The 22,824-nt window shown below is 70.4% G+C and carries 22 protein-coding genes; 12 read left to right on the top strand and 10 right to left on the bottom strand.

What is annotated here, in order from left to right; translation table 11 throughout:
- Positions 1–60: 60 nt before the first annotated feature.
- The gene (locus ACWEMY_RS01725) at positions 61–2,898 is read left to right on the top strand and encodes an ABC transporter substrate-binding protein (protein ID WP_452388443.1); all 2,838 of its coding nucleotides are present in this window, start codon (positions 61–63) and stop codon (positions 2,896–2,898) included.
- A 16-nt stretch (positions 2,899–2,914) separates the two neighbouring features.
- On the opposite strand, the gene ACWEMY_RS01720 is transcribed toward ACWEMY_RS01725, so the two are convergent.
- A complete protein-coding gene (locus ACWEMY_RS01720) occupies positions 2,915–4,336 on the bottom strand; it encodes an amidase (protein WP_452388442.1) in 1,422 nt (473 codons plus the stop codon).
- Between the two features lie 150 nt (positions 4,337–4,486).
- Here ACWEMY_RS01720 and ACWEMY_RS01715 point away from each other — a divergent pair, with 150 nt between their 5' ends.
- From ACWEMY_RS01715 to ACWEMY_RS01695, 5 genes are all read left to right on the top strand, one after another.
- Positions 4,487–5,353 (top strand): alpha/beta fold hydrolase, encoded by an 867-nt coding sequence (locus ACWEMY_RS01715; protein WP_452388441.1) that lies wholly within the window; start codon positions 4,487–4,489, stop codon positions 5,351–5,353.
- Positions 5,340–5,942, top strand: coding sequence for a TetR/AcrR family transcriptional regulator (locus tag ACWEMY_RS01710; protein WP_452388440.1), 603 nt, complete (start codon positions 5,340–5,342; stop codon positions 5,940–5,942). Before ACWEMY_RS01715 ends, ACWEMY_RS01710 begins: the two co-directional genes overlap by 14 nt.
- A 53-nt stretch (positions 5,943–5,995) precedes the next feature.
- Positions 5,996–6,751, top strand: coding sequence for a DNA repair protein RecO (recO, locus tag ACWEMY_RS01705; protein WP_452388439.1), 756 nt, complete (start codon positions 5,996–5,998; stop codon positions 6,749–6,751).
- Positions 6,752–6,819: 68 nt separating this feature from the next.
- On the top strand, positions 6,820–7,632 hold the full coding sequence (locus ACWEMY_RS01700; RefSeq protein ID WP_375936251.1) for an isoprenyl transferase: 813 nt from the start codon (positions 6,820–6,822) through the stop codon (positions 7,630–7,632).
- A 74-nt stretch (positions 7,633–7,706) separates the two neighbouring features.
- Positions 7,707–8,060, top strand: coding sequence for a YbjN domain-containing protein (locus ACWEMY_RS01695; RefSeq protein WP_452388501.1), 354 nt, complete (start codon positions 7,707–7,709; stop codon positions 8,058–8,060).
- A gap of 3 nt (positions 8,061–8,063) precedes the next feature.
- Here the strand turns inward: ACWEMY_RS01695 and ACWEMY_RS01690 are convergent, their stop codons facing one another.
- Positions 8,064–8,813 (bottom strand): LGFP repeat-containing protein, encoded by a 750-nt coding sequence (locus ACWEMY_RS01690; protein WP_452388438.1) that lies wholly within the window; start codon positions 8,811–8,813, stop codon positions 8,064–8,066.
- Between the two features lie 147 nt (positions 8,814–8,960).
- Positions 8,961–9,560, bottom strand: a complete 600-nt coding sequence (locus ACWEMY_RS01685) for a TetR/AcrR family transcriptional regulator (RefSeq protein WP_452388437.1) — start codon at positions 9,558–9,560, stop codon at positions 8,961–8,963.
- Positions 9,561–9,661: 101 nt separating this feature from the next.
- On the opposite strand from ACWEMY_RS01685, the gene ACWEMY_RS01680 reads away from it, so the two are divergent.
- The gene (locus ACWEMY_RS01680; RefSeq protein WP_452388436.1) at positions 9,662–10,633 is read left to right on the top strand and encodes a hypothetical protein; all 972 of its coding nucleotides are present in this window, start codon (positions 9,662–9,664) and stop codon (positions 10,631–10,633) included.
- Positions 10,634–10,746: 113 nt separating this feature from the next.
- On the opposite strand, the gene ACWEMY_RS01675 is transcribed toward ACWEMY_RS01680, so the two are convergent.
- The 5 genes from ACWEMY_RS01675 to ACWEMY_RS01655 form a co-directional block, all read right to left on the bottom strand.
- Positions 10,747–11,241 (bottom strand): hypothetical protein, encoded by a 495-nt coding sequence (locus tag ACWEMY_RS01675; RefSeq protein WP_452388435.1) that lies wholly within the window; start codon positions 11,239–11,241, stop codon positions 10,747–10,749.
- Positions 11,238–13,079, bottom strand: coding sequence for an alpha/beta hydrolase (locus tag ACWEMY_RS01670; RefSeq protein WP_452388434.1), 1,842 nt, complete (start codon positions 13,077–13,079; stop codon positions 11,238–11,240). The genes ACWEMY_RS01675 and ACWEMY_RS01670 overlap by 4 nt, the downstream gene beginning before the upstream one ends.
- Entirely contained in the window at positions 13,079–13,372 is a 294-nt protein-coding gene (locus tag ACWEMY_RS01665) for a hypothetical protein (protein WP_375936231.1), read from the bottom strand. The genes ACWEMY_RS01670 and ACWEMY_RS01665 overlap by 1 nt, the downstream gene beginning before the upstream one ends.
- Before the next feature lie 119 nt (positions 13,373–13,491).
- Positions 13,492–13,935, bottom strand: a complete 444-nt coding sequence (locus ACWEMY_RS01660; protein WP_452388433.1) for a Fur family transcriptional regulator — start codon at positions 13,933–13,935, stop codon at positions 13,492–13,494.
- Between the two features lie 5 nt (positions 13,936–13,940).
- A complete protein-coding gene (locus ACWEMY_RS01655; protein ID WP_452388432.1) occupies positions 13,941–14,291 on the bottom strand; it encodes an ArsR/SmtB family transcription factor in 351 nt (116 codons plus the stop codon).
- Between the two features lie 138 nt (positions 14,292–14,429).
- On the opposite strand from ACWEMY_RS01655, the gene ACWEMY_RS01650 reads away from it, so the two are divergent.
- Positions 14,430–15,830, top strand: coding sequence for a glycine--tRNA ligase (locus ACWEMY_RS01650; protein ID WP_452388431.1), 1,401 nt, complete (start codon positions 14,430–14,432; stop codon positions 15,828–15,830).
- A 149-nt stretch (positions 15,831–15,979) separates the two neighbouring features.
- On the opposite strand, the gene ACWEMY_RS01645 is transcribed toward ACWEMY_RS01650, so the two are convergent.
- Positions 15,980–16,201 carry an RNA-binding S4 domain-containing protein gene (locus ACWEMY_RS01645; protein ID WP_452388430.1) on the bottom strand — a complete coding sequence of 74 codons (222 nt, stop codon included), beginning with the start codon at positions 16,199–16,201 and terminating at the stop codon, positions 15,980–15,982.
- 118 nt (positions 16,202–16,319) lie between these two features.
- Here ACWEMY_RS01645 and lysX point away from each other — a divergent pair, with 118 nt between their 5' ends.
- The 4 genes from lysX to ACWEMY_RS01625 all read left to right on the top strand — a co-directional run bounded on the left by lysX (position 16,320) and on the right by ACWEMY_RS01625 (position 21,672).
- Positions 16,320–19,646, top strand: coding sequence for a bifunctional lysylphosphatidylglycerol synthetase/lysine--tRNA ligase LysX (gene lysX / locus ACWEMY_RS01640; protein WP_452388429.1), 3,327 nt, complete (start codon positions 16,320–16,322; stop codon positions 19,644–19,646).
- A 138-nt stretch (positions 19,647–19,784) separates the two neighbouring features.
- Entirely contained in the window at positions 19,785–20,294 is a 510-nt protein-coding gene (locus tag ACWEMY_RS01635; RefSeq protein WP_452388428.1) for a hypothetical protein, read from the top strand.
- A 35-nt stretch (positions 20,295–20,329) separates the two neighbouring features.
- Positions 20,330–21,016: a hypothetical protein gene (locus ACWEMY_RS01630; RefSeq protein ID WP_375932221.1), complete on the top strand. Its 687-nt coding sequence runs from the start codon at positions 20,330–20,332 to the stop codon at positions 21,014–21,016.
- Between the two features lie 35 nt (positions 21,017–21,051).
- Positions 21,052–21,672: a histidine phosphatase family protein gene (locus tag ACWEMY_RS01625; protein ID WP_452388427.1), complete on the top strand. Its 621-nt coding sequence runs from the start codon at positions 21,052–21,054 to the stop codon at positions 21,670–21,672.
- 49 nt (positions 21,673–21,721) lie between these two features.
- Here the strand turns inward: ACWEMY_RS01625 and ACWEMY_RS01620 are convergent, their stop codons facing one another.
- A complete protein-coding gene (locus ACWEMY_RS01620; RefSeq protein ID WP_452388426.1) occupies positions 21,722–22,621 on the bottom strand; it encodes a cutinase family protein in 900 nt (299 codons plus the stop codon).
- Positions 22,622–22,824: the final 203 nt, after the last annotated feature.

The raw sequence follows: 22,824 nt of genomic DNA, 5'->3' as shown, positions 1-22,824 counted from the left end.
GTTCGGCGAACACGCCGGTTCGCTGGGCGTGCTCGCTGATCGTCCGGGGAGGCCGTCGAAGTGCCCGAAGCCAATGATGTCGGCAAGCTGCTGGAGCTGCTGCGGGCGCTCGAGATCCCCGACACCCGGCCGCGGGTGCTGCGGACCCTGTGGCGCGGACGGCGCACGTTGCCGCGTCCGATCATCGAACTGGTCGGCGTGCACGGTCATCCGGCGCTCGTCGCCGAGCTCTACACCTGGCTCAGCGAATCCGGCGGCCGACGGGCCACCCCGCGCGCCAAGGTCGATCTGCGCGCCCCCGATCTGGCACCGACCGCGCTCACCCCGGACCCGCAGGCCCTGGCCAACGGGCCACAGGCCGAGCAGGAGATCCCCGGCCACTGCCTGCCGATCATCCAGCAGCTGGTCGCGGGTTTCGCCGCCGACGACACCGCCATGGGCGCGATCAAGTTCCCGCGCTACCGCACCGCCGACTGGCTGACCCGCCAGCGCGTCACCAGCGACGAGGCCGAGGCACCCGACGAACTGCGCCGCAGGCTGCCCAAGCTGCTGCGCAGCGGCTCACCGACCAGCCGCTCCGACACCGCCGAAGGCGTTGCCGGGGACACGATCTCGCGGGTCGTGTTCGGTGTGCTCGCGCTGTGGCCGGTGTTGCGGTTGTGGCTGTGGGTCTCCGGGCGGATACCCGGGATGTCGAAGGTGACGCGCTGGTTCCTGCACCAGCGCTATCTGGCGCCCGAATTGTCGGGCAGTTTCCTGGGTTTCGCGTCCCGGCTCACCGCCTCGCATCGCGTCGACGAGAACGAGGAGCAGGTCGCCAAGCTGCTCATCCACGCCTTCCTCGAGGATCTGCGCGATGCCTACCGCCGCCGGATCTGGCGGCCCTCGAGCTGGCGGCGTACGGCCTATCCGGTGGCGCTGCTGGGCGGGCTGGCCGAGGGCGGCGACGGGGCACGCATCCTCACCTGGATCAACGAGATCCGCAACGAGACCGGCATCTTCGATCCGCTGGTGGTGCTCGCGCTGCGCGAGGAGGGACCGCCGCGCGAGGTCGCCGAACTGTCCGACATCTCCGATCTGCGCCCGCTGCGCACCCTGGAGAGCCTGGCCGAGCAGCCCACACCGCAGCCGCCGGACCCACTACAGACCTGGCTGCGCGAGATCGACAACCGGCGCACCCATCGTCAGTCCGACGCCTGGTTCCTGCCGTTGCGTGCGCTGCTGCCCGCCGACACCCCACCGCGGGTGAGTGATTCGCGGTTCCGCGGCATGGCCCTGCCGCCCGCGCCGCCACTGGCCGCGCGCAGCTGGTTCGTCGGATTGTGCGTGCTCATCCCGGTCGTGCTCGCCGTGGCCGCCGCCCTGACCTACTTTCCGCCGCTGCGCGGTGCGCCGTGTTCGCACTGGCCGTGGACCGACGGTGTCTCGGTGAGCCTGCGTGACGGCGAATGCGTCGGCTACAGCGACAATGCCGCTCAGACCTTCGCCGACGACCCGGAGCTCTCGGCCATGCAGCGGGAAGTGTTCCGGCTCAATGCCGCCGCCGCGGACGCGCGCCGCAGCAACCCGAACCGGCCGCTGATCTCGCTGGTGTACTTCGCCGGGCTCAGCTATGTCGACACCAATGTGAAGTACCCGCACGCGCAGGTCGAGGAACTGGCGGGGCTGGCCGTGCAGCAGCGGCGCGCGCTGCTGGCCGCCGACGAGTCGGAGCCCTTACTGCGCATCGTGATCGCCAACGGCGGCTCGGATATGCGCCACGCGCGCTGGGTCGTCGACAATCCGCTGCGCGCGCTGATCGCCGACGACCCCAGCGTGCTCGGCGTCGTCGGCATCGATCGCAGCACCGACGAGACCCGCACGGCCATCACCCGGCTCGGCGAACTCGGGGTGCCCGCCGTGGCGACGACGCTGTCGGCCGACGGTCTCGACCAGGCCTCGCCGCTGTATTTCCAGGCGGCGCCGAGCAATACCGTGCAGGCGAAGCTGGTGGCCGACTACGCACAGGGCGCCCGCGACGGCACCGGCAGGCCCGCCTACGACAAGGTCGCCATCTATCACCCCGAAGGTGAGCAGGACCTGTATGTGACGACGCTGGTCGAGGACGTGCGCGCCGAGCTGGCCGAGCGCGGGGTGGCCCAGGAGAGCCTGAGCTGGCGGGAACAGCAGCAGCTCTACCGTTTTCCCGCGCCGTGCGAGTCGGCCGGGTTCGACCGGCGCACGCTGCTGTTCTTCGCCGGGCGCAACGACGATTTCGCGACCTTCGCCAAGTCGGTGAGCCGGGGCTGTCTCAGCGGTGGTGGCCCGGCGATCCTCGGCAACGACGCGGTCACCCGGCTGATCACCGACCAGAAGGCCACCGCCGCACTGCCGTCGAACCTGACGGTGCGCTACGTCGCCAAGGCGTCACCGGTGATGCTCGGGGGCGCCGACTGTGTGCGCGGGGTCGGCAAACTCGGCAACCAGCCGGTGCCCTTCGAACACGAACAGCTCTGCGCCGAACTGGCAGGACTGATCGAGGACCTGCGCGTCTACCCCGGACTGGCGAACTACCAACCCACCTGGGCAGGCGACCGGACCGGCCTGGCCTTCGACGTGAGCGGACTGTTCGTGCAGGCCGTGCGCAGTAGCCGCGGCGTCCTCGGCGACCAGCCGCCGAACCGCACCGCCATCGCGGTCCAGTTGCGCGAGAGCGACTATCGCGGCGTCACCGGCACGCTCGCCTTCGCCACCAAACGCGTGGCCGACACGTCCTCGATCGCGGTGCTGGTCACCACGGCGGTCGGCGCGGGCGGGCCGCAGCGCTGCCTGCTGATGATGCCGCGCAAGCCCGGACAGGACGGTTGCCCGGCCGGAACCAAGAGCGATCTCGAAGGCTGGACAGAACCGGGGCGGTAGCGCGCCCGGGCCCGACTCACCACCACGGGGTGGGTCGGGTGCGCTCCCAGTGCAGTTCGGATTCCAGCTGCGCCGCGAGCGCGATGAGCTTCGGTTCGGTGTTCGCGGTACCCATCAGCTGGGCGCCGATCGGCAGGCCCGTGTCGGTGAAGCCGGCGGGCACGTTCACACTCGGCCAGCCGAGCACGTTCCACGGCCAGGTGTAGGGGCAGGCGGCGGTGATCAGGCTGTTGGTCGCGCCGACGCCGATCCCGTCGATCTCCTCGGCGACCGGGGGAGGGGTGGCGGTGGTCGGCGCGAGGACCACGTCGAAATCGTCGAAGAAGCCGCCGATGCGCTTGCGCAGCAGCGGTTCGGCGAACCGCGCGGCGGCCAGGACCGGACCGCCCAGGACCCGGCCGAGCCGGGCATTGGCGGTGGTGCGCGGGTCGACGACCGCCTCGGGCATGGCGCGGCGCACCGCGCTGATGCCCGCCATCGAGCGCGGCAGGAACGAGGCACCGATCATCAGGCCGTAGTGCAGGTCGGCCACGGTGACCGTGTGGCCGAGTCCGCGCAGGGTCGTCGCCAGGGCGTGCACCGCGGCCGCGATCTGCGGGTCCAGCGCGGTCTTGGTCGCGGTGAACGGAATGCGTAGGGACAGCGCGATCCTGAGCCTGCCGGGATCGCGGCCGACGGCGGCACTCGCGTCGATCGGTGCGGGGGTGTGCAGGTCGCCGTCGTGCGCACCGGCGGCGACGTCGAGCAGCAGCGCCGCGTCGCGGACGGTCCGGGCCAGTGGGCCGTTGACGGTGAGGCCGTAGAACGCCTCGGCGTGCGGCCAGGTGGAGATGCGCCCGCGCTGCGGTTTGATCCCGACCAGGTTGTTCCACGCCGCCGGGATGCGCACCGAGCCCGCGCCGTCGGAACCCAGTGCGGCCGGTACCAATCCGGCCGCGACCGCCGCCGCCGAACCGCCCGAGGACCCGCCGGGGGTCCGGGTGCGGTCCCAGGGATTGCGGGAGTGGCCGAAGGCGTCACCGCTGGTGAACGGCAGCTGGCCCAGCTCACAGGTATTGGCCTTGCCCACGATCACCGCGCCGGCGGCGCGCAGCCTGCGCACCGATTCGGCGTCCTCGGTCTTCGGGCGGAACTCCCCGCCGCAACCGAACGCGGTGATCTCCCCGGCGATGTCGGTGTCGTCCTTGACCGCGATCGGCACGCCGAGCAGGGGCAGTCGCGCGCCGGCGGCGAGCCGGGCGTCGGCCTCGGCGGCCTCGCGCAGGGCGGCCTCGCGGCGCAGGACGCGGAAGGCGTTGAGCGTCGGCTGGGACGCTTCGATGCGGTCGAGCGCGTCGGTGACGGCCGCGACGGAGGAGAGGTGCCCGTCGGCCAGGGCTGCGGACAGTTCGATGAGGCCCAGGTCGGCCTGGGGCGCGGTGCGGTCGGGCGCGGACATGTGAGCTCCGTCTCGTGTGGTGCGTGGCTCGACCGTAGCGCGAGAACTGGTCACCCGTCCACAACCCCTGGGGTGGGTATTCGTTCTAGACATACATACGGAATGTATGTAACAGTGAACGGGTACCGACTTCGACCAGGGGAGGACCCCATGGGAATCAGTCCAGCGCTCGGCCCGGCCCGCGAAATCGCCCTGTCCACGGGCCGGATCCGCTATCACGACATCGGCACCGGGGCGCCGGTGGTCTTCGTGCACGGCCTGCTCGTCAACGCCGACCTCTGGCGCAAGGTGGTGCCCGGCCTGGCCGCCGCGGGCCACCGCTGCCTGGCTCCCGACTGGCCGCTGGGCTCGCACTCGATCCCGATGCCCGAGGCCGACCTCACGCCCACCGGCCTCGCGGACCTGATCGCCGAGTTCCTCGACGCGCTCGACCTCACCGATGTCACCGTCGTCGCCAACGACACCGGCGGCGCGCTCACCCAGCTGCTGATGACCCGCAGGCCGGAGCGGATCGGCCGGGTCGTGCTGGCGGCCGTCGACTGCTACGAGACCTTCCCGCCGTTCCCCTTCGGTGCTCTGCTGAAGGTCGCGAAACTGCCGGGCACGATCGCGCCGCTGCTGGCGCCGATGCGCTGGAAGCCCGTGCAGCGTCTGCCGCTGGGCTTCGGCTGGGTCACCAAACACGCACTGCCCGACGAGATCGCGCAGTCCTACCTCGGGCCCGCCCGTCGCGACGCCGCCATCCGCGCCGACCTGCGCCGCTTCGCCGCCGGGGTGAGCAACCGGCACACCCTCGCCGCGGCCGAACGATTCGCCGAGGTGGATCTGCCGGTCCAGGTCATCTGGTCCACCGAGGACAGACTGTTCCCGATGGCCCTGGCCGAACGCCTGGTCGCCGATCTGCCCAGGGCGAGCCTGCGTACGGTCGCCGACTCCTACACCTTCCTGCCCGAGGACCGGCCGGAGTTGCTCACCGAACTGATCGTGGAGTTCACTCGGCTGCATGCAGCGCCGTAGTCAGGAGGACCGCTCCCGCACCACCCGGGCCGCGCTCGAGCGGGCAGGCCGTGACCTGTTCGCCGAGCGCGGCTTCGCGGGCACCTCCGCCGAGCAACTGGTGGCCGCCGCGGGGGTCACCCGCGGCGCCCTGCACCACCACTACGGCGACAAGCGCGGCCTGTTCCTGGCCGTGCTCGAAGAACTCGAAGGCGAGATCACCGCCGAGGTCCGCCGCGCGGTCGACGCCGCCGATCCCGCCGACGTCCTGGCCGGGATGACCACGGGCCTGGCCTGCTTCCTGGAGATCTGCGCCCGCCCCGACGTACTGCGCATCGCCCTGACCGACGCCCCCACCGTGCTGGGCTGGCAGGCCTGGCGTGAGCTCGAGGCACGCCACGGACTGGGCCTGATCACCGAACAACTCGACCGCGCCACCAGTGCGGGCCTGGTCACCGCCGCACCGGTGCCGGTGCTGGCGCAACTGCTGCTCAGCGCCATCGCCGAAGCCTCGCTCATCGTCGCCCACGCCGAAGACCCCGACCGCGCGCGCACCGAGACCCAGCAGTCGCTGCTGGTACTGATCGCCGGGCTGCTGCGCCGGGACTGACCGCCGGGGTGTGGCGTGTGCGCGGTGTCGGGCACCCGTGGAAGACTGGGCCCGTGCGGTTGTATCGGGACGAGGCGGTGGTGCTGCGCCAGCACAAGCTGGGCGAGGCCGATCGCATCGTCACGCTGCTGACCAGGCAGCACGGGCTGGTGCGCGCGGTGGCCAAGGGCGTGCGGCGCACCAAGTCGAAGTTCGGGGCGCGGCTCGAGCCGTTCGCCTACATCGATGTGCAACTGCATCCCGGCCGCACCCTCGACGTCGTCACCCAGGTGAGCACGCTCGAGGCGTTCGCCACCGACATCATCGACGACTACGGCCGCTACACCACCGCCTGCGCCGTCCTCGAGACCGCCGAACGGCTGGCCGGCGAGGAACGCGCGCCCGCGCCGAAACTGCACTCGCTCACCGCGAGCGCCCTGCGCGCCATCGCCGCCCAGCAGCGGCCGCACGAACTGATCCTCGACGCGTACCTGTTGCGCGCCATGGGTTTCGCGGGCTGGGCACCGGCACTGGACGAATGTGCCCGCTGCGCCACCCCCGGCCCGCATCGCGCCTTCCATGTCGCCGCGGGCGGCGCGGTCTGCGTGCACTGCAGGCCGCCGGGGGCCAGCACGCCGGTCGCGGGGGTGCTGGATCTGCTCGTGGCCCTGCTGAAGGGGGAGTGGGACTACATCGCCGGGGTCCCCGACACTGTCCGCCGCCAGGCCAGCGGCCTGGTCGCCGCGCATCTGCAATGGCACCTGGAACGTCAGCTGCGCACCCTGCCGCTGATCGAACGCTCGCCCGCCGGAACCGCCACCGCGGGCTGACCAGCGGTTCGCGGTGCCGAAGGGCCGCGAACCGGGCCCATGCGGGGCGCGCCCGGCGATCAGGCAGGATGGATGCCGTGATCCTGCGTCGTGACACCGCCACCGCGAGCAAGCCGGGCCGCACCGTGCGCCCGCCGTCCCCGCACCCCTCCGGCGCGCGTCCGCCCGCGATCCCGGCCGAGCTGGTACCCGAGCACGTCGCGCTGGTGATGGACGGCAACGGCCGCTGGGCCCAGGAGCGCGGGCTGCCGCGCACGGCCGGGCACGAGCGCGGCGAGGCCGTGCTCATGGACGCGGTCGAGGGCTGTATCGAGATCGGCGTGAAGTGGCTGTCGGCCTACGCCTTCTCCACCGAGAACTGGCGGCGCAGCCCCGACGAGGTGCGCTTCCTGATGGGCTTCAACCGCGATGTCATCCGCCGCCGCCGCGACGAGATGCACGAGATGGGCGTGCGGGTGCGCTGGGCGGGCCGCCGCCCGCGCCTGTGGCGCAGCGTGATCAAGGAGCTCGAGGTCGCCGAGGAGCTCACCAAGGACAACGACGTGATGACGCTGACCATGTGCGTCAACTACGGCGGGCGCGCCGAGATCGCCGACGCCGCCCGCGAGATCGCGCGCCGGGTCGCGGCGGGCGAGATCGACCCGGAGAAGGTCGACGAGGCCACCGTCGCGCGCTACCTCGACGAACCCGATATGCCCGACGTCGACCTGTTCCTGCGCCCTTCCGGCGAGTTCCGCAGCTCGAACTTCCTCATCTGGCAGGCCGCCTACGCCGAATTCGTCTACCAGGACACCCTTTTCCCCGACTTCGACCGGCGTAACCTGTGGGACGCGTGCCTGGAATACGCCAAGCGCGATCGTCGCTTCGGCGGCACCAAATGAGCGACGGAGCCGACATGGACGCGGTGGTCACCCCCGAACTGGACCTGCAGGCGCGCACCGGCGCCTGCCTGCAGATGCAGGACATCGACATCCGCGTCGACGCCGACGGCTCGCTCGGTTTCGAATACGACGGCGCGCTGTGCTCGATCCGCGCGGTCACCCTCGCGCCCGGTCTCACGGTGCTCTCGCTGACCAGCGTGCTGGCCTGGGATCGCGCGCTCAAACCGCAGCTGCACAAGCGGGTCGCCGAGCGCAACAACGAGATCCAGTTCGGCTCGGTCACCCTGATCGCGCGCGGCAAGCTCGGCGATGTGATCCTGCGCTACACCTTCCCGGCCGAGGGCCTCGACGACCAGGCGCTGACCACCATGCTGCTGCTGGCGCTCACCGGCGCGAGCAGGGCCCGCCAGGGACTGCTCGCGCCGTAGCCGTCAGCTCTCGGGCTTCCAGGTGAGTTTGCCGCCCTGGAAGTCCTGGGCCTTGCCGCCCTGGTAGTCGTACTCGTCGCTGGTCGGGTAGCCGTAGCGGCCGGTCTCGGCGCCCGCGCGGATCCAGTCGGCCTGGATGCTGCCCCACACCGCGTGCGCGCCGGTGGCCGAGGTCCAGTAGATGGCACCGGTCGGGAACATCGAGAACTGACCGCCCTTGCCCGCCGCGGACACGTCGCTGAGCGGGAAGCCCAGCGGGCTCGACTCCCAGCCCAGCGCCGCCCACTTGTCCCGGATCGGGCCGCTGATCTGGTGCGCGCCGGTGCCGACGGACCAGTAGATCGAGCCCTGCTGGAAGTGGTTGTAGCGTCCGGCGCCGCCGGGCGTGGACTCCTCCCGGGTGACCGGGTAGCCCAGTTTGCCGCCCTCGTTGCCCAGCTCGGCGTACTTGTCGCGGATCTGGCCCGCGACGGTGCGGGCGTCGGTGTCGGGGTGCCAGTAGATGGCGGCGTTGTTCGCGAAGGTCTGGTACTTGCCACCGGCGGCCGCGTCGGCCTCGGGGGAGGTGGGGTCACCGAGCAGGCCGCCGCCCACCAGGTCGTATTCGGCCTCGATCGCGCCGCCGACCTCGAATTCGCCGATCTTCCTGGCCTGCGCGGTGCCGGCGACGGCCGCCGGGATCAGGACGGCCACGGTCGCGGCGGCGAGGGCGGCCAGGCCGCGTGAGCGAAGGGTTCGTCGGTGTAGTGCCACAGGAAACTCCCTGGTCGGATCGATGTGTCGACGGCTTGGTGGCCCACGACCCCACCGATGCCGCACCCGAACCTACCCGTTCGCCGCCCGCCGTAACAGTGAGCTGTCTTACCTCCCGCCGGACCGGGCGGGTGATTGTGCGGTGTGTCAGGTCCGGGTGAGCGGCAGCATCAGCTCGAGCCCGCGGCCGACGTCGTCGGGGGTGATGTCCTCGAGCAGCAGGTGCTGGAGGATGAAGCCGGGCAGCACGCCGATGATCGTCTTGGCGAAGGCGTCGAGGTCGGCGTCGTCGGGCAGCAGGTCGCGCTCGCGCAGCCGCAGCCCGTATTCGACCCACAGCTCCCGCATCGCCGCGATCGCCTCGCGGACCGGGACGCCCGAATCGGGCTGCACCATCGCCAGCGCCCACGCCTGCGGGGCCAGTCGCAGGGGGCCGTCGGGGCCGCTGCGCTTCACGATCTCGGCGGTCAGCAGCCGGATGACCTCCCCGGGCATCGGCAGTTCCTCGCCGCGGATGATCTCGGCGAGCCGGGCGCGCAGCGGGCCCATCGTGTTCGACACCAGCGCGCGGATGATCTCGTTCTTGCTGGTGAAGTACCGGTAGACCGCCCCGGCCGAGAGCCCCGATTCGGTGAACACGTCCTGCATGGAGGTCTCGTGGAAGCCCTTGCGGGTGAAGCACACCTGGGCGGCGTCGAGGATCTGCTGCCTGCGGCGTTCGAGATGTTCTTCGCTGACTCGGGGCATGCCCAAAAATAAAACGAATATCCGTTCTTGACAAGCGCGCGGCCGCAGTGTCACCGTGGAACCACCAAAAAGAACGAACATTCGCTTTAAGGGAGAATGTCATGACGATCACCCGTCGAGCAGTGGCTCTCGGTCTGGCGGCGACGATGCTGCAGGCCCTGCTCCTGATCGCCTTCGCCTGGCCCGCGGTCAACCTCGCCCCGCGCGACCTGCCCATCGCCGTCACCGGCCCACAGTCCGCACAGGTCGCCCAGCGGCTGCACCAGCAGAGCCCCGACGCCTTCGCCGTCACCACGCTGGCCGACGCGGGCGCCGCGCGGAACGCGCTGGCCGACAACGAGATCTACGGCGCGATCGTCACCGGCGAGGGCGCGCCCCAGCTCCTGGTTGCCTCGGCCGCCTCACCCGCCGTCGCCCAGCAGCTCACCGCCCTCGCCCAGCAACTCGGTGGCGCCGCCCCCGCACCGGTCCAGGACGTGGTCGCCACCGATCCCGACGACCCGCGCGGCGCCGGCTTCGGCTCGATGGTGCTGCCGCTGGTCATGTCCGGTATCGCCGCGGGCGTTCTGCTGACCCTGCTGGTGCCCGCCTTCGGTGCTCGCCTCGCGGGCCTGGCCACCTTCGGCCTCGCCGGCGGGCTGCTGAGCACTCTGATCTTCCACACCTGGCTCTCGATCGTCCCCGGTGCCTACCTGGAACTGGCCGCGATCGCCGGGCTGGCCATGTTCGCCGTGGCCGTGACCGTCGTCGGTCTCGCCGCCGCCCTCGGCCGCCCCGGCATCGGCCTCGGCGCGCTGACCATGCTGCTCATCGGCAACCCGTTCTCCGCCGCCACCTCGGCACCGGAACTGCTGCCCCAGCCGTGGGGCACCCTCGGCCAGCTCTTCCCACCCGGCGCCGCCGCCTCCCTCCTGCGCGCGGTCGCCTACTTCGGCGGCGCGGGCGCGGCCGGTCCGCTCGCGGTGCTGCTGGGCTGGTCGGCGGCGGGTCTGGCGCTGCTCGGATTCGGGGCGTTGCGCGCACGCACGACGGTGGAGCCCGTCACCGGCGAACCGGTCCCGGTCGCCGCGTAGTCGGACCCCGAAGCGCGGCGTGACGCACCGGATGGTGCGAGAACCCGAGCCGGGCGATCGGTCCGACACCACCGACGCGATGCGCCGCACAGATCGTGCGGCGCATCGCCCGTCTATTCGGCGGCGCAGGGGGAGGACGATCGCAGCACGAAACGGGTCGGTGCCGAGCCGTAGCGCAGGGCGGCGACCGAGAAGCCCCGGGAGTCGCGGTAGACGCGGTTGACCGGATCGTCGCCGGGGACCGGATTCTCCGCGAGGACGAACCCGTGCTCGGTCATCGCCGCCAAATTCGCCAGCGCGCGGTCGACGAATTCCGCCGGGGGATCGGCGATTTCCCGCTCGTAGGACGGCGCCCACGGCGGCCCGGTGCTCCGCAGCGAATCCCGATCGGTCCGGCAGCCGTTCCCCAGTCCGACCGCGCTGTCCTCGACGGTGACCGGCTCCGGCCAGACACGCTCGAAATTCTCCGCCACGCGGGGAACCGCCTCGGCCACGGTCAGTCCGGTGGTGTCGGCGATGTCCTGATTCGACGGTCCCTCCGGGACGAGCCCGCCGCAGGCCGTGGTCGCCAGCCCGGCCGCCACCACGACCCATCCCGCGCGCCTCACGCGACGTCGAGTTTCGGTCCGAGACCGGGGTTGTCGGTGATGCGGGGATCCGCGTACGGATCCACGCCGAAGAGCTGTCCGGCGGTCGCCGCCTTGCCCGCGTCGAAGCCTTCCTTGACGCCGTCGCCGTTGTCGCCCAGCCCGATATCGATCCACTCGGTCTCGATCCCGCGCTCGACATACCCGGTGACCTCGCCGCCCCTGATCACCCCGACGATGTTCTGGAAGGCCGTCGACGACGGGTCGTCCCAGTACTTTCCGTGCCCGTCGGGCCCGAAGACGACTTCGCCGCGCTCGTGCCCGTCGAAATCCCGGCCGTAGAAGCCGGTGTCCAGGCGGGTGACACCGGGCACCTCGTCGGGATCACCGCCGACATCGGCGGCGTGCGGGTTCCCCGGCAGCCCACCGATGCCCGGCAGCCGCAAGCCCTCGTCCGGATAGGACTGGACCACGCCGATCAGATCACCCGGCGCCGTCATCGAATAGCGTTGGACCTGCGGATTCGGGTTGTTCCATCCGCCGTCGAACACCCCGGTGCCCGCCGAGGACGCGTGCAGCACCCGGTCGGCGCGCAGGCCGAGCTGTTCGGCGGAACCGACGATCGACCCGCCGTAGGAATGGCCCACATACGACACCGGCGTCCCGGGTGCGTGCGCGCTCACCTCGCGATCGATCTCGCGACCGAAATCGACCAGCCGGGGCGCCATGTCGGCTGCGAAACGCGGGCTCGGCGCCCCGTCGGACAGGCTGGTCAGGCTCTGCGGGAAATCGCCCTCCATGTACAGGAACACCGGGCCACCGGTCTGGTCGGCGAGGTTCCACGCGGCCACATGATTGGAGCCGGACCCGTTCAGGTTGGTGCTGGTGCCCGGCACATATACCCCGACCCCGGGCGCTCCGGATCGCATCGTGCCGACCATCTCGATCATGCGCCCGTTGCCCTCGGTGCTGAACATGACGAACTGCCGGTCGACCAGGTCGAGGCGCGGTGTCGCACCCGCACCGGTCGCCGCGGGGGTGGTGCCGAGGGTGCCCGCGCCGTCGGGGTTCGGGATCGGGGAGAGCATCGCCTCGAGCTGCCGGACCCGTGCCTCGTCGCGCTCGGGTTTGCGCTTCTCGGCGGTGAGGGCATTGCGGATATTGATCTCGTTGGCCTCGATCCGCAGGGCGAAGGGCACCCCGTTCAGATTCCCCAGCTTCTCCGGCGCGGCGATCAGCAGCTGACGCAGCGCCTCCGGGCTCAGGCCCGCGAGCAGGCTCGCCCGCTCGTCGGCCGACATCGCCGCCAGGCGCACCGCCACGGCATCGGGGTCGGCCAGGGTCCCGTCGGCCAGGGCGATATCGGGCTGACCGTCGCGCAGGGCGCCGAGATCGGCCAGCGATTCCCGCAACCGGGTGCCGAACTGCCCGTCGATGCGCTCGATCTCGTCGAGCCCGCCGAACAGATTCAACTGGAAGACCCCGGCGTCGCCCTCCTTGGCCGGATCCGGATGACTCACCCGCCCGTCCGGCTCCACCAGGAACCCTTGCGTGAGCGCGACCCCGCGCTGATCGAGGACATAGGTGCGGGCGTGCCGCAAACCCTGCCAGGCGTCCGCCGCGTCGTCGGCGATGCGCAGCAGCACCGTGCGCACCTCGTAGCCGTGGTCGACTTCGGCGTCGATGCGGCGGGTGGCCGCGTCCTTGGTGCGCCCGTGCCAGCCGCCGGCCGCCGACGCGGCCCGCGAACAGTCCTCGACCGAGGCGGACAGCAGGTCGGCATTGGCGCGCGCGGCGGTCGCGGCCCGCTGCAAGCCGTCGAGGTTCCAGCCGTCGAGCTGGGGGAGGGTCGGGCGCATCAGCGGTCCGGGAGGGTGTCGATCGCCGCGGCGATCTCGGCGTCCTTGGCCTGGATATCGGCGGAGAAGAGGTCCACCAGATCCGCCAGGGCCGCATAGCGATCCGCGATCGAGGTCATGGCCTGCCGGGCGGGGTCGACCAGACCGCGCACCGTGGCCAGCACCTCGCTGCCGTCTCCGGTGGCCTCGTTCAGGGCCGTCCAGGCGAGCCCGCCGACCTCACCGCCCTCGCCGCGCCACGTCGTGGCCATGGTCTTCAGCTGATCGGGCTCCACGCCCAGGGTGCCGCTCACGAGTTCCCCTCCTTCGGCGCCGAACGGGCCTGCGGCCGTCGGTACCCACCGTGCGGATCGGTCTGTTCGTGAAGGTTGGACGGGGCGCGCGAATCGAGGGTTCCATCATGTGACGTGTGTCACACGGAGGCGGCTTCTTCCGTCGTGTTCCTGGCGCGCACGCAGTCGCGGCAGGTGCCGAAGATCTCAAGGGTGTGGCTCACCTCGGTGAAGCCGTGATCGGCCGCGATGGCCTCGGCCCACGCCTCGACGGTGGGGCCCTCGACCTCGACGGTGCGCCCGCAGTGGCGGCAGACCAGGTGGTGGTGATGCCCGCTCGAGCACTGCCGGTAGACCGACTCGCCGGAGTCGGTGCGCAGTACGTCGACCATGCCCGCGTCGGCCAGCGACTGCAGCGTGCGGTAGACGGTGGTCAGGCCGATGCCCTCACCGCGTTTGCGCAGCTCGTCGTGCAGTTCCTGGGCGGAACGGAACTCGTCGATATCGCCGAGCAGGGCCGAGATCGCGCTGCGCTGACGCGTGCTGCGCACCCCGACCTGCTTTCCCGGATTGTTGTCCGCCAACGGTGTCATCCTTCCTCGGCATGGGCGACGGCATCGACGACGATATGCGCCAGATGATCGTCGACGAGTTCGTAGAGCACCTCGCGGCCCGAGCGTTCCCCGTGGACGACGCCCGCCGACTTGAGAATGCGCAGATGCTGGCTGACCAGCGGCTGGGTGACCCCGAGCGCGTCCACCAGCTCGTGTACGCAGCGCGGCGACTCGCGCAGCTGCAACACGATGGCGATCCGCACCGGCGCGGCGAGGGCTCGCAGCAGTTCGCCCGCGTCCTCGAGGATCGCCCGAGCGGGCACCGCCGCGGGGGCGGCGGAGTGATACGGGGTGTGCGAGTGCACGGCGGCGGCATCGGTGGTCATCAACCAACTCCTTAATGGAAACCGATGCCATTTTGACATGCAGACGTGCGCATGTCGAATGGGGCACGCCGGTCGGTGCAAAACCGCTTGGCAGGTGCCGATACGCTGGACGGCATCACTTGTCCGATTCCCTAAGGGATGGAGAAATCTCGCGTGGCACCCAAGTCGAAGGTGGACACCGTTGCCAACCTCGCCAAGCGCCGGGGTCTGGTCTACCCGTGCGGTGAGATCTACGGAGGCACCAAGTCGGCGTGGGACTACGGTCCGCTGGGCGTCGAGTTGAAGGACAACATCAAGCGGCAGTGGTGGCGCACCATGGTGACCAGCCGCGACGACGTCGTCGGCCTGGACTCCTCGGTGATCCTGCCGCGCCAGGTCTGGGAGGCCTCCGGCCACGTCGAGACCTTCTCCGACCCGCTGGTCGAGTCGCTGCACACACACAAGCGCTACCGCGCCGACCACCTTCTGGAAGCCTACGAGGAGAAGCACGGCCACCCGCCCGCCAACGGCCTGGCCGACATCAACGACCCCGAGACCGGCCAGCCCGGCAAGTGGACCGAGCCCAAGAACTTCTCCGGTCTGCTCAAGACCTTCCTCGGCCCGGTCGACGACGAAGAGGGCCTGCACTACCTGCGCCCCGAGACCGCGCAGGGCATCTTCGTCAACTACAAGAACGTCGAGACCACCGCGCGCAAGAAGCCGCCGTTCGGCATCGCCCAGATCGGCAAGAGCTTCCGCAACGAGATCACGCCGGGCAACTTCATCTTCCGCACCCGCGAGTTCGAGCAGATGGAGATGGAGTTCTTCGTCAAGCCCGGCGAAGACGCCGAGTGGCACAAGTACTGGATCGACACCCGCCTGGCCTGGTACACCGAACTGGGCATCGACCCGGAGAACCTGCGCCTCTACGAGCACCCCAAGGAAAAGCTGTCGCACTACTCGGCGGGCACCACCGACATCGAGTACCGCTTCCGCTTCCAGGGCAGCGAGTGGGGCGAGCTCGAGGGCATCGCCAACCGCACCGACTACGACCTCAAGACGCACTCGGAGCACTCCGGCACCGACCTGAGCTTCTTCGACCAGGCCTCCGGTGAGCGCTACATCCCGTACGTCATCGAGCCCGCCGCCGGTCTGACCCGTTCGCTGATGGCCTTCCTGGTCGACGCCTACGCCGAGGACGAGGCCCCCAACGCCAAGGGCGGCGTCGACGTGCGCACGGTGCTGCGCCTGGACCGCCGTCTCTCGCCGGTCAAGGCCGCGGTGCTGCCGCTCTCGCGCAACGCCGACCTGACCCCGAAGGCCAAGGACCTCGCCGCCCAGCTGCGCCGCAACTGGAACGTCGACTTCGACGACGCGGGCGCCATCGGCCGCCGCTACCGCCGCCAGGACGAGATCGGCACCCCGTTCTGCATCACGGTCGACTTCGACACCCTCGACGACCAGGCCGTGACGATCCGCGAACGCGACTCGATGGCCCAGGAACGCATCGCCCTGGACAAGGTCGAGTCCTACCTGGCAGCCCACCTGATCGGCGCCTGAGTCTTCGGAGCGCTGGCGCGCTCGAGTTCGCGGCCCCTTGGGTCCCGTCGATCAGGCACCGTTGCTTGCTCCTTCGTCGCGTACGCAACGGCGCCTGATCGACGGGACCCAAGGGGGCGCGAACTCGAGCGCGCCAGCGCTCCGGAGACTCAGCTCTGGGAGACCCGCACCTTGTGGCCTGCCAGGATCACCACGTCGCCGACCTGGAGCTGGCGGCCACGGCGGAGTTCTACTTCGTCGTTGACCCGGACCAGGCCCTGGGCGATCACCGTCTTGGCCTCGGAACCCGAATCGATCAGGTTGGCCAGTTTCAGGAATTGCCCGAGCTTGATGATCTCGTCATCGATGGGCACATCGACTGGTTCCGACATGCGCTAATACTTACTCCTCCACCGAAAACCGCGTGCAACCGGCCCCGTTGCCGCGCGCACGGAACACGCCGCGCTCGCCGCCGTACCCATCCGCGGCCGATGCACGCACACTGGATGGGTGACCTCCGCGCAAACCGAGCATCCACGCGCCGCCGCGCCCCCTGCGGACCGAGCGGGCGCGCCCGCGCCGCACCGTCCGCACGGCCGCCTGTCGGAGGTACCGCACATCACCGGGCTGGTGCTCGGGGTGTTCGCGGTGCTGTGTTTTCTGTGGAGTCTGTCGCCGGCGCTGCGCTATCTGACCCACACGCCGCGCCACTACATCGACACCTATTACTTCGACGCCCCCGACACCAGTCTGGTGTGGGCGCTGGTGGTCGGCCTGCTGGCCGCCGCGCTGGCCGGGCGCAAGCGGATCGCCTGGTGGCTACTGATCGGCTATCTGGCGTTGTTCGCCCTGGCCAATATCGCCGAGTACACCGACAAGCGCGATGTCGACGCGCTGGTGGCGTGCGTGGTGCACGTGGTGGTGATCGCGATCCTGATCGCCGCGCGCAAGGAGTTCTACACCAAGGTCCGGCCGGGCGCGGCCTGGAAGGCACTCGGGGTGCTGGTCGCGGGGATCGCGGCGGGCTGGCTGCTGGGCTGGGGGCTGGTGGAGCTGTTCCCCGGCTCGCTGCCCGCCGACGGCTGGCAGCGGCCGCTGTGGTCGCTCTACCGCGTCACCGCCGCCGTGCTGGTGGACAACGAGAACTTCGACGGCATGCCGCCGCACTGGGTGAACCTGCTGCTCGGCCTGTTCGGCGCGTGCGCGCTGCTGGGCGCGGTGGTGGTGCTGCTGCGCTCCCAGCGCGCCGACAACGCCATGACCGGGCGCGACGAGTCGGCCATTCGCGGCCTGCTCGCCGAGGCCGATGTCGAGGACTCGCTGGGCTATTTCGCCACTCGCCGCGACAAGGCGGTGATCTTCGCGCCCAACGGCAAGGCCGCCATCACCTATCGCGTGGAGCTGGGTGTGTGCCTGGCCAGCGGCGACCCGATCGGCACCCACGACGCCTGGGAGCCCGCGGTGCGGGCCTGGTTGCGGCAGGCCGACCGGTTCGGCTGGGCGCCCGCGGTGATGGGCGCCAGCGAGGCGGGCGCCACCGTCTACCGCAACGCCGGCCTGACCGCGCTGCGCCTCGGTGACGAAGCCGTCCTCGACACCCGCGCCTTCTCGCTGGCCGGTCCGCACATGAAACAGGTGCGCCAGGCCGCGAACCGCCTGCGCAAGCAGGGCTACGAGGTGCGCATCCGCCGCTGGCGCGACATCCCCGCCGAGGAGTACCCGGAGATCGTCGGCCGCGCCGACGCCTGGCGCGACACCGAGACCGAACGCGGCTTCTCGATGGCGCTGGGCCGCCTGGGCGACCCGCTCGACGGCGACTGCCTGCTGGTGGAGGCCCGCGACGGCGACGAGCGGGTGCGCGGCATGCTCTCGTTCGTGCCGTGGGGCCGATCGCGCGTCTCCCTGGAGCTGATGCGCCGCGACCCGAGCAGCCCCAACGGCGTGATGGAGCTGATGATCTCGCAGCTCGCGCTCACCGCCGACCAGTACAGCGTCACCCGGATCTCGCTGAACTTCGCGGTGTTCCGCTCGGTGTTCGAGGAGGGTGGGCGCATCGGCGCGGGCCCGATCCTGCGGGCCTGGCGCGGGGTGCTGCTGTTCTTCTCGCGCTGGTGGCAGCTCGAGGCGCTTTACCGCTCGAATGTGAAGTACCAGCCGCGCTGGGTGCCGCGGTTCTTCCTGTTCGAGGAGAGCAGGCAGCTGCCACGCGTGGCCACGGCGTGTGGGCTGGCCGAGGGCTTCCTGCCGCGCCTTGGCAAGGAGCCCGACGCGGCCGTGCACACCGGCACCCATCCGTCGGTGCCCGAGAGCGTCACCGGCCTGCACGATGACGGCAGCGCGCCCGAATCCGCCACCGGCGCCGACACCGAGCAGGGACCGCGCAGGCCCGAACAGGTCCGGGTGCGCCTGGACAAACTCGGCAGGCTCACCGCCGCGGGCATCGACGCCTACCCCGTGGCCTATCCCCCGACCCACACCATCGCCGAGGCCAGGCGCTGCCCCAAGGGCACCACGGTGCGGGTGGCGGGCAGGCTGCTGCGCATCCGCGACTACGGCGGGGTGATCTTCGCGGTGGTGCGCGACTGGACCGACGAGATCCAGCTGCTCATCGACCGCGAACGCGTCGGCGCCGACCGCAGCGCCGAGTTCACCGAGTTCTTCGACCTGGGCGACCTGATCGAGGTGAGCGGCCAGCTCGGCGTGAGCCGCGGCGGCGAACTCTCGCTGCTGGCCCAGGACTGGCGGATGAACGGCAAGTGCCTGCACCCGCTGCCCGACAAGTGGCGCGGCCTGGCCGACGCCGAGGCCAAGGTGCGCCAGCGCTACGTCGACATGGCGATCGACCCGCAGACCCGCGAGGTGATGGCCAAGCGCAGCGCGGTCCTGCACTCGCTGCGCGACTCCCTGCACAACTGGGGCTTCCTCGAGGTGGAGACCCCGATCCTGCAACAAGTGCACGGCGGCGCCAACGCCACCCCGTTCCGCACCCACATCAACGCCTACGACCTGGACCTGTACCTGCGCATCGCCCCCGAGCTCTATCTCAAGCGGCTCTGCGTCGGCGGCATGGAGAAGGTGTTCGAGGTGGGCCGCACCTTCCGCAACGAGGGCGTGGACTTCAGCCACAATCCCGAGTTCACGATCCTGGAAGCCTATGAGGCCCACAGCGATTACCTGCGGATGATGCAGCTGTGCCGCAAGCTCATCCAGGACGCGGCGGTGGCCGCCAACGGCGCCGAAGTGGCGCTGCGCCCCACCGAGGACGGCGGTTTCGAGTCCGTCGACATCTCCGGCGAGTGGCGGGTGAAGACCGTGCACGGCGCGGTCTCGGAAGCCGTCGGCGCCGAGGTGAACACCCGCACCGAGCTCGACCGGCTGCACGAGCTGTGCGATCAGGTCGGCGTGAACTATCAACATGGTTGGGACGCCGGACAAGTCGTGCTCGAGATGTACGAGCACCTGGTCGAGGCCCGCACCACCGAACCCACCTTCTACTGCGACTTCCCCACCTCGGTCTCCCCGCTGACCCGCTCGCACCGCAGCATCGACGGCGTCACCGAGCGCTGGGATCTGGTGGCCTGGGGCGTCGAATTGGGCACGGCCTACAGCGAACTCACCGATCCGGTCGAGCAGCGCCGCCGGCTCACCGAACAGTCCATGCTGGCCGCGGGTGGTGATCCCGAGGCGATGGAACTCGACGAGGATTTCCTGCAAGCCCTCGAGCACGCCATGCCCCCGACCGGCGGGCTCGGCATGGGCGTCGACCGGATCGTCATGCTGATCACCGGCCGCAGTATTCGCGAAACATTGCCCTTCCCACTGGTGAAACCTCGCTGATCGGGTACCCCGTCCCGGGGCGTCGACGGATCACGTCGACGCGACGATCTTTGAAGTTCGGTGTCTCTCAGGCACCATCGGTCTCGGACACCGGCACCGGGAGGATGCCGGACCGAACACCTGACGGGATGGGAATTCATGTATCTGGACCTGCTGACCACGGCCTCGCTGGCCGATCCGCACCTGCTCACCAGCAGTGTGGACACCCTGGCGAGCTCCGACACGGTCAACACCGCCCTCGATGTACTGGCGAAGAAGAGCCGGGGCGGCAGCAGTAGCAGAAGTGGTGGCCGCAGCGTGGGCGGAATCCTCGGCGGCATCTGCTGCCTGGTGATCGTCGTGGTGATCGTGGTGGTCGTCCTGCTGCGCAAGAAGAACAACAACAACCAGCCGCCCGCTTACAACCAGGGGCAGCCGCCCTACGGACAGCCCGGGCAGCAGCCGTTCGGTCAGCCCGGTCAGCCCGGCCAGCCGTACGGCCAACAGCCGTACGGGAACACCGGCGGCCAGCCCTACGGTCAGCCCGGCCAACAGCCCTATGGCCAGCCCGGTCAGCCGCCTTACGGTCAGCCCGGTCAGCCGCCTTACGGTCAGCCCGGCCAGCCGCCCTACGGCCAGCCGGGTCAACCGCCCTACGGCCAGCCCTGACCTGATCGGAGGACTCGCGGCGATACCCTCGGTCGATGACGAGGCATCCCCGCGAGTCCTCGGGCGAACAGCTGTTCGCCATGGGGCTCTCCGCGACCGGTGTGGCCGGATTGTTCCTGCTGCTGCGGTTGTTCGCGGTCACCGACTACGACTGGAACGCCGCGTTCTCCCTGGTCGCCACGCTCGGCATCGGCGATGTCGCGGCCATGGTGCTCGGCACGCTGATGGCGGCGCCGATCCTGGGCGGGCTCGCGCTGGCGATCCTGTTCCCCACGGCGGTGGTCCATCAGATCGCCCTCGGCAGGCCGGGCCGCGAGAACGCGGGCAACCTGACCTGGCTGATCACCGTCACCCTGTTCTTCGTCTCGCTGCTGTGGACCTTCCGGATGTGGTGGGTGCCGGTGGTGGCCGTGCTGGTGGGCGCGGTGCTGGCCGCGCTGGTGCTGCCACGCCGCGACCGGCGCGAGCACAGCCGTTTCGCGCACTGGTTCCTACGCAGTTCGCTGCTGATCGTCACCGTGGCCGCGCTGATCCTCGCCGCGGTCGTGCAGGACCCGTGGGTGTCGCTGGAACGCATCCACACCAGAGACGGCGTGCTCGAGGGCTATGTGATGGAGAATCCGCCCGGCTTCCTGAAGGTGCTGCTCGAGCGGGGCCGCGAGATCGTGATCCTCGACATCGCCGATGTCACCGGCCGCGAGGAGGTGGACCCGGAGCCGTGAGGCGCCGCCGCCGGTGATGGGGCAGAGTGAGGGGCGTGCAGCTGATTCTCGTGCGTCATGCCCAGCCCGGCCGCGTGGTCGGCACGTCCACCGCCGCCGACCCGGCGCTGACCGAGATCGGCAGGCAGCAGGCCGAGCGGGTGCCCGCCGCGCTGGCCGCCCACGACATCGTCCGCGTGGTCTCCAGCCCACAGCGCCGGGCCCGCGACACCGCCGCCCCCACCGCCGCCGCGCGCGGACTCGACGTCGAGATCATCGACGACCTCGCCGAATACGACCGCGACCTACCCGCCTACATCCCCATCGAGGACGCGAAGACCGACTTCGCCGACGCCTACGCCCGCATCAAGGCGGGCCTCCTCCCCGAGCAGATCGACGGCCCCGCCTTCACCACCCGCGTGCTCACCGCCGTCGACACCCTGGTCGCGAGCAGCGCCCCCACCGACACCGTGGTCGCCTTCGCCCACGGCGGCGTGGTCAACGTGCTGCTCGCCGACATCCTCGGCCTGCCCCGCCCGCTGACCTTCCCGATCGACTACTGCTCGATCACCCGCATCCTCTATTCCCGCACCGGCGCCCGCACAGCGGCCACCATCAACGAGAACGGCCACGTCTGGGAACTGCTGCCCCGCAACCTCGCCCGCACCGCCTCCTGACAGACCACGGGCCCGGTGTCGTCGACACCGGGCCCGTCATCGAGTCAGCTCACGCTTGTTGCGCGATCCAGTTGTGCATCCAGGTGATCGCCGTCTGGCCGCCGCCCACCGGGTAGGAGCCGTACAGCGTGTGGGCCTGGGAGCGGTAGAAACGCTCCAGGTCCTTGGCGCGCTGCTGGTTGGCGGACTCGGACAGCTGCGCCTGCAGGGTCGGCACACCGCCGTGGGCCATCAGGTCGTTCATGATCGCGCCCGCTTCGATCTGGTAGCGCCACAGGTTGGCCGGGTTGGCGTCCGAGCTCTGGGCCAGGAAGCCGGCGAACCGGGTGACGAAATCGTCGGTGGCGGTGGCGCAGTAGAGATCGTCGACCGCGCAGATGGTGCGCACCCGGTCGCTGATCCAGCCGAAGCCGCCGGGACGCGCGCCACCGGCGCCCGCGCCCTGGGCGTGCGGGCCCACCTGCACATCGGTCGGCGAGCGGCGCGGATCGGAGATCAGGCCGACGGCGGCGACGCTGTCGGGCCGGATCGCGCCGATGCCGGTGCCGATCTCGGCGGCCAGGTCACCGGCGGCGTCGGCGCCCTGGCTGTAGCCGACCAGCGCGATCTTGGTGTCGGCGCAGGAGGCCAGCTTCGCGGTGATCAGGCCGCGCGCGGCACTGACGGCTTCCTTCTTGGAGTTGCCGTACACATCGCCTTCCCACGGGAACGCGGTGGCGGCGTAGGTGACGTAGTCGACGTCGGTGTTGCGGGGTAGGCCGTTGGTGACGCCGGACAGCATGCCGGGGCCGGGTTCCTTGTCGTGGCCCGTTTCCCAGGTGCCCGGGATCGCGACGACATACAGGCTCGGGCAACCCGGTGCCGCGGAGGCACTCGTACTGCCGACCATGATTCCGGTGGTCATCGCCGCGGCAGCACCCAGCGCCGCGGCAACTTTCTTCAAACGCATGCCGCTCCAGTTCAACCTTGTCTTCCCAGACCTCGCCGCGAATCACAATAAGGCCACGCGCCCACCGGTGCCACATGACCGGGTGTCCATGTCCGATTTCCGACAGTCGGCGAACGATCGCATGACAGCGGCCCCGATGAATTCCGCGTCACACTGTCGTCTACACAGCCGAACAGCACGATCACATCGCACGAGAAATCGAG

It is taken from the genome of Nocardia sp. NPDC004415 (assembly GCF_053602435.1).
The sequence above is the reverse complement of the archived record's forward strand: the minus strand, read 5'-3'. Positions and strand labels throughout refer to the sequence as shown.

Bases quoted from the DNA above. Each gene is read 5' to 3' on its own strand.
- ACWEMY_RS01720 (WP_452388442.1), bottom strand. From the start codon at position 4,336: ATGTCCGCGCCCGACCGCACCGCGCCCCAGGCCGACCTGGGCCTCATC.
- ACWEMY_RS01715 (WP_452388441.1), top strand. From the start codon at position 4,487: ATGGGAATCAGTCCAGCGCTCGGCCCGGCCCGCGAAATCGCCCTGTCC.
- ACWEMY_RS01710 (WP_452388440.1), top strand. From the start codon at position 5,340: ATGCAGCGCCGTAGTCAGGAGGACCGCTCCCGCACCACCCGGGCCGCG.
- ACWEMY_RS01700 (WP_375936251.1), top strand. From the start codon at position 6,820: ATGGATGCCGTGATCCTGCGTCGTGACACCGCCACCGCGAGCAAGCCG.
- ACWEMY_RS01695 (WP_452388501.1), top strand. From the start codon at position 7,707: ATGCAGGACATCGACATCCGCGTCGACGCCGACGGCTCGCTCGGTTTC.
- ACWEMY_RS01685 (WP_452388437.1), bottom strand. From the start codon at position 9,560: ATGCCCCGAGTCAGCGAAGAACATCTCGAACGCCGCAGGCAGCAGATC.
- ACWEMY_RS01680 (WP_452388436.1), top strand. From the start codon at position 9,662: ATGACGATCACCCGTCGAGCAGTGGCTCTCGGTCTGGCGGCGACGATG.
- ACWEMY_RS01670 (WP_452388434.1), bottom strand. From the start codon at position 13,079: ATGCGCCCGACCCTCCCCCAGCTCGACGGCTGGAACCTCGACGGCTTG.
- ACWEMY_RS01655 (WP_452388432.1), bottom strand. From the start codon at position 14,291: ATGACCACCGATGCCGCCGCCGTGCACTCGCACACCCCGTATCACTCC.
- ACWEMY_RS01650 (WP_452388431.1), top strand. From the start codon at position 14,430: ATGGAGAAATCTCGCGTGGCACCCAAGTCGAAGGTGGACACCGTTGCC.
- ACWEMY_RS01645 (WP_452388430.1), bottom strand. From the start codon at position 16,201: ATGTCGGAACCAGTCGATGTGCCCATCGATGACGAGATCATCAAGCTC.
- ACWEMY_RS01635 (WP_452388428.1), top strand. From the start codon at position 19,785: ATGTATCTGGACCTGCTGACCACGGCCTCGCTGGCCGATCCGCACCTG.
- ACWEMY_RS01630 (WP_375932221.1), top strand. From the start codon at position 20,330: ATGACGAGGCATCCCCGCGAGTCCTCGGGCGAACAGCTGTTCGCCATG.
- ACWEMY_RS01620 (WP_452388426.1), bottom strand. From the start codon at position 22,621: ATGCGTTTGAAGAAAGTTGCCGCGGCGCTGGGTGCTGCCGCGGCGATG.